Consider the following 5,149-nt stretch of genomic DNA (forward strand, 5'->3'; position numbering starts at 1 on the left):
CCGCCGTCTGTAAGTACGCAACGCGCACGAACGGCGTGCCATCGGCGGCTTTCAGCGTCGAACGTGGGGAGAACGAGTCGGGCGCCGACGCCGACGTCTTGTTGCGGGGCTGCTCCTTGAGCTGCGCCATCAGGTCGGCATTCGTGGAGCCCGTTTCATCGACGATCTCGATCGGCCAGTCGCGCACCGGCCGCGCCACCAGCGACATCAGCCGGTCACGGTCGATCCGCCAGGCGGCGTCGAGCGGGAAAGAGTTGGATGAGTTCATATCCGCATTGTAGCGATCTGGCGCCCGGGGGCTGTGCGGCGGGAAATGCGAACGCCGGTCATTGCACCGGGCCTGGGCGTCGAAACCCTGGCCGGTCGGCCGATGCCCCTGCCAGTTCGAGATTCCATCACGCACCTTCGCTACAATGAGTGCTCCCTGCCACCCTACTCCGAGCGTTTTCGAGCCTTGAACTTCGACACTCCGCCCGGCCTGAAGGTCGAGTCCGGCCAGCAGGGCAAGGTTGTCCGGCTTTCCGGCCAGTGGACGGCGTTCGCACTGGCGCGCGATCACGCGAGCACGAAGCGCGGCGTGGTGGAGCGGCTGCGCAGCGTCGGGGAGGAAGCGATCAGGCAGTGGGATCTCCTGTCAATCGAACGGCTCGATCACGTCGGCGGACAGGCGCTGTGGCGCGTCTGGGGCAGGAAGCTGCCGGAGCGCGTCATGCTCTCGGACACGCAGAAGGAAATCTTCGAACGGGTCGCGTTGCTCGACGCGAATCGCGAGGAACCTGAGCGAACGGATCGTATCGATCCCGTCACGCGCCTCGGCCTGATGCTGTTCTCGTTCTTCGAGCATCTTCATGGCGGCATCTCCATGTTCGGCGTCTTCATGCTCGACCTGATCGGACTGGTACGTCGGCCGAAGCGCATTCCGTGGACGGAAATTTCCGCGAACGTCTATAGCGCGGGCACGCAGGCGCTCGGCATCACGGCGCTCGTGGCGTTCCTGATCGGCATTGTGCTGAGTTATCTGTCCGCGCAGCAACTGCGCATGTTCGGCGCGAACCAGTACATCGTGAATATCCTGGGGTTGTCGGTGATACGGGAACTGGGGCCGGTGCTGTCGGCCATTCTGGTTGCCGGACGCTCCGGCTCCGCCATCACCGCGCAGATCGGCGTGATGCGCGTGACGGAAGAACTCGACGCCATGCAGGTCATGGGCATCCCGCACGGTTTGCGGATCGTGCTGCCGCGCGTGCTCGCGCTGGGCATTGCCATGCCATTGCTGGTCATGTGGACCAACATGGTCTCGCTGCTCGGCGGCGCGCTGGCCGCGAAGCTGGTGTTAGGCATCGACCTGTCCTTTTTCGCACGCTCGCTGCCCTCGGTCGTGCCGATCGCCAATCTGTGGATCGGGCTCGGCAAGGGTGTGGTGTTCGGTATGCTGATCGCGCTGGCCGCGTGTCATTTCGGCTTCCGTATCAAGGCGAATTCGCAGAGCCTGGGCGAAGGGACGACAACGTCGGTGGTGTCGTCCATCACCATCGTGATCCTTGCCGACGCCGTGTTCGCCATCCTCTTCCAGTCGGTGGGGCTCTGATGTCGGCTACCCTTGCATCCGCCGTTCGCGACAAGCCGACACTCGTCACCGCCGAACCGGTGATCGAAGTGGTGGATGTGACCAAACGCTACGGCCGCACGGTGATTCACGAGCATCTGAACCTGGAAGTGCGGCGCGGCGAGATCCTTGCGCTGCTCGGCGGGTCGGGTTCCGGCAAGACCACGCTCGTGCGGCAGATACTCGGGCTGGAATCGCCCACGTCAGGCACGATCCGCGTGCTCGGCGACGAGTGGGCGAACATGGACGCTGAAACCGCGCGCATCCTGCGCACGCGCTCGGGCATGATGTTCCAGCAGGGCGCACTGTTCTCGTCGCTGTCGGTGTACGACAACATCGCGCAGCCGTTTCGCGAACTGGGCAAGATCCCAGAAGACCTGATCCGCGAGTTCGTGATGCTCAAGCTCGAGATGGTCGGGCTGTCGTGCAAGAACATGAGCAAGATGCCGGCGGCGTTGTCGGGCGGGATGGTCAAGCGCGTGGGTATCGCTCGGGCGATTGCCCTTGAGCCCGAGCTGCTGTTTCTCGACGAACCCACGGCGGGGCTGGACCCGAAGGCATCGGATGAATTCGTCGATCTGATCGCCACGCTGCATCGCGCGCTCGGTCTGACCGTCGTTCTCGTCACACACGATCTCGACACCATGGTCGCGCTGTCCACGCGAGTCGCGGTGTTGGCCGACCGGCGCGTGCTGGTGGCCGCGCCGGTGGAAGAGGCGGTGGCCGTGGATCACCCGTTTATCCGCGAATATTTTCTCGGGCGGCGCGGCAGGCGCGCGTTGCAGGCGCTGCCGCCCGAACGCCGCGCAAGATTGCCGGCGGCGGCGCTGGAAGATGCGCCGTGTCGTCCCGCGCTTTAACCGTTCTCATGGGCGTTTTTATGGGCGGCGCTCACGAAAGCTCTGGCAGTACGCAGTAAAAAAAGGAACCTGCTGATGGAAAACAAATCCCATGCGTTCTGGGCCGGTCTGTTCACTATCGGACTTTTGGCTGCTATCGGCGTCGCAGTGTTCTTTTTCAACGTCGACCGTGCCGTGCGCGTGCCGTACGACCTGGTCGCGCGGACCAATGTGACGGGTTTGTACACTGATGCCGACGTGCGGTATCGCGGACTCGGCGTGGGCAAAGTGCAGTCCATCAGGTTCGATCATGAGAATCCGGGGCAGATCCGCATTCGCATCATGGTCGACAAGAACGCGCCGATTACGCAATCCACGTTTGCCACGCTCGGTTTTCAGGGCGTGACGGGGATCGCATTCGTGCAACTCGACGATACCGGCAAGAATCCCGCGCCATTGCCTTCATCGATGCAAAAGGTGGCGTCGCTGCCGTTGCGCCCGGGCCTGTTCGACCAGTTGCAGCAACGCGGCGACATCCTGATCAAAAAGCTTGAACGGATTGCCGACGACACAGACAGATTCTTGTCCGACGACATGCGCGATCAGGTGCTGCAGACCGCCAAAAGCCTGCAGGGCGCCGCCGACGGCATCGCTGTGTTGAGCAAGCAAATCGGCCCGGTGGCTCAGCAACTGCCGCGCACGCTGGATCAACTGGACCGGACGCTCGCGTCGACGAATGTGCTCGCGAGCAGCCTGAGCCGGGCGGACGGGCCGTTTGTCACCAACATGAACAAGGCCGGCGAAGCGGCAGAGCGCGCTGGCCGGGTGATGAACGAGGTGAACGAGTCATTGCAGCAGATGGCCGCGCGAGTGGGTTACGAGACCTTGCCGCGCGTGAATTCCCTGGCCGACGACGTGGGCAGTGCGGCGCGTTCGGTGGATCGCGCCGCTGACACTTTCAACCGGAATCCGCGCAGCGTGTTGTTCGGGGCGCCGCAACCGGCGCCGGGGCCGGGCGAACCGGGTTTCCAGTGGCCGACGGCGCCATCGAATCCATCGAAATGAAGTCGTAAAACATCGCGCAGGCACGTCGGCGCAGGGTCCGCTCCCCACCGAAATTTGGCGGACTAGAGTTCGATGTCCAGGCGTTTTTGATCTTGAAATAGGGAACTGTGATGCCACACACGATCTTGCAGGCGATGCGCTTATCCAAGCGCGCTGCGCGCCCGCTGCCGCGGGCGCGCTCCGGTTTTATCGGTCTGGCCCTGGCAGCGGTGTTAGCGGGGTGCGCTTCGGGACCGCCGGCGGCTGTGTCGAATATCCGTTACGACCTTGGTGAGCCCACGCCGCTTGGCAACACCATGAACATGCCGCCGGTGAAGGTGCTGGCGGTGAATGCAGCGAAAAACCTGGATACCGACGCGTTCGTATATCGCCTGAAATACGTCGATGCCCAACGTACCGCCATCTATGCGGACAGCCATTGGACAATATCGCCCGCGGAGTTGCTCACGCAGCGCCTGCGCGATGCGCTGGCTTCGCGCGGGCCGGTGCTCACAGGTGCCGACCCGGTGCGCGCGCCCATGCTGCAGGTCGATCTGACGGACTTCGAGCAAGTTTTCGATGCCCCCGAGCAAAGCCACGGTGAGGTATCGGCGCGGGTGACGTTGTCGCAGCATGGGCAGGTGATCGGCCAGCGCACGTTCGTCGCCCGGGCGCCGTCGTACACGCCTGATGCCGCCGGTGGCGCGCGTGCGCTCGCCGCTGCTTCCGACGACCTGATCGCGCAAATGGCCGCATGGCTCGGCGTGCAGCCGCTGGTCGCTTCGCAGTGAAAGCCTTGAACGTGTCCAGGACCGCCCGATGACTGCCATGCAGGTCGAAGCCGCACGGCGTTCAGAAGGACGAGGCATGATCCTCAAGCACTGGCAGCGCCGGCCGTCCGCGCTTTCGCGGCAGGCGCTGGCGGTTTATACGATGCTGGTGGTCTACGGTTCGCTATATCCGTTTTCCGGCTGGCGAACGCTCGGAATCGGCCCGTTCGCGTATCTCGCCGATCCCTTGCCGCAATATCTCACCGCGTTCGACGTCATCACCAACGTGCTCGGTTATATGCCGTTCGGCGCGCTGGTCGTGCTCGCGCTGTATCCGCGCTGGCGGGGCGCGCTCGCAGCGGGTATGGCGTTCATTGGCGGGGCGATGTTGTCGGGCGCGATGGAAGCCGTGCAAACCTATTTGCCCACGCGCGTGGCGTCGAATCTGGATCTGGCCGCGAACGCGCTTGGCGCGCTGCTTGGCGCCGCGCTCACCGCGCCGGCTACCAGCATGCTGCTCGATCGCGGGCTGCTGCGGCGCATTCGTTTCATGTGGTTCGAGCGCGACGCCGCGTACATGATCGGGTTATCGGCGCTCTGGCCGTTCGCCACGATGTATCCCGCGCCGTTCCTGTTTGCTGTCGGCGATTTGCCGCGCGTGCTGTGGCAGCGTGTCGATCCGGTCATGCAAGAGGCGTTGCTCGCCTGGACGCCCGCTGCATGGAGCGTAGCGGCATGGCCGGCGCAACTCGGCGCAATGCTTCCCGACGACGGCTGGGAAACGCTCATCACGTCGCTCAATCTGTTCGCCGCGCTAGTGCTGGCCACCTTGCCGATGCGCGCCCGCGCGCCGCGCGTGCGGCTGCTGCTCGGCCTGGTGATCGCGACGC

Annotated in this window: 5 protein-coding genes and 1 pseudogene; 5 read left to right on the forward strand and 1 reads right to left on the reverse strand. The window is 64.2% G+C overall.

What is annotated here, in order from left to right; translation table 11 throughout:
* Positions 1-268, reverse strand: a pseudogene (locus tag EOS_RS28455) (hypothetical protein); the annotation flags it as partial.
* A gap of 186 nt (positions 269-454) precedes the next feature.
* On the opposite strand from EOS_RS28455, the gene EOS_RS28460 reads away from it, so the two are divergent.
* The 5 genes from EOS_RS28460 to EOS_RS28480 form a co-directional block, all read left to right on the forward strand.
* Positions 455-1,588 carry an MlaE family ABC transporter permease gene (locus EOS_RS28460; RefSeq protein ID WP_047895534.1) on the forward strand — a complete coding sequence of 378 codons (1,134 nt, stop codon included), beginning with the start codon at positions 455-457 and terminating at the stop codon, positions 1,586-1,588.
* The gene (locus EOS_RS28465; RefSeq protein WP_047895535.1) at positions 1,588-2,466 is read left to right on the forward strand and encodes an ABC transporter ATP-binding protein; all 879 of its coding nucleotides are present in this window, start codon (positions 1,588-1,590) and stop codon (positions 2,464-2,466) included. The genes EOS_RS28460 and EOS_RS28465 overlap by 1 nt, the downstream gene beginning before the upstream one ends.
* Before the next feature lie 75 nt (positions 2,467-2,541).
* Positions 2,542-3,510: an MlaD family protein gene (locus EOS_RS28470; RefSeq protein ID WP_047895536.1), complete on the forward strand. Its 969-nt coding sequence runs from the start codon at positions 2,542-2,544 to the stop codon at positions 3,508-3,510.
* A gap of 110 nt (positions 3,511-3,620) precedes the next feature.
* On the forward strand, positions 3,621-4,280 hold the full coding sequence (locus EOS_RS28475) for an ABC-type transport auxiliary lipoprotein family protein (RefSeq protein WP_082163549.1): 660 nt from the start codon (positions 3,621-3,623) through the stop codon (positions 4,278-4,280).
* A gap of 76 nt (positions 4,281-4,356) precedes the next feature.
* The coding region (locus EOS_RS28480) for a VanZ family protein (RefSeq protein WP_047895538.1) at positions 4,357-5,149 on the forward strand (793 nt) is incomplete at its 3' end.

Origin of the sequence: Caballeronia mineralivorans PML1(12), assembly GCF_001028175.1 — a bacterium.
GTDB lineage: Bacteria > Pseudomonadota > Gammaproteobacteria > Burkholderiales > Burkholderiaceae > Caballeronia > Caballeronia mineralivorans.

Coding starts and splice junctions, on each gene's coding strand:
- EOS_RS28470 (WP_047895536.1), top strand. CDS start 2,542: ATGGAAAACAAATCCCATGCGTTCTGGGCCGGTCTGTTCACTATCGGA.
- EOS_RS28475 (WP_082163549.1), top strand. CDS start 3,621: ATGCCACACACGATCTTGCAGGCGATGCGCTTATCCAAGCGCGCTGCG.
- EOS_RS28465 (WP_047895535.1), top strand. CDS start 1,588: ATGTCGGCTACCCTTGCATCCGCCGTTCGCGACAAGCCGACACTCGTC.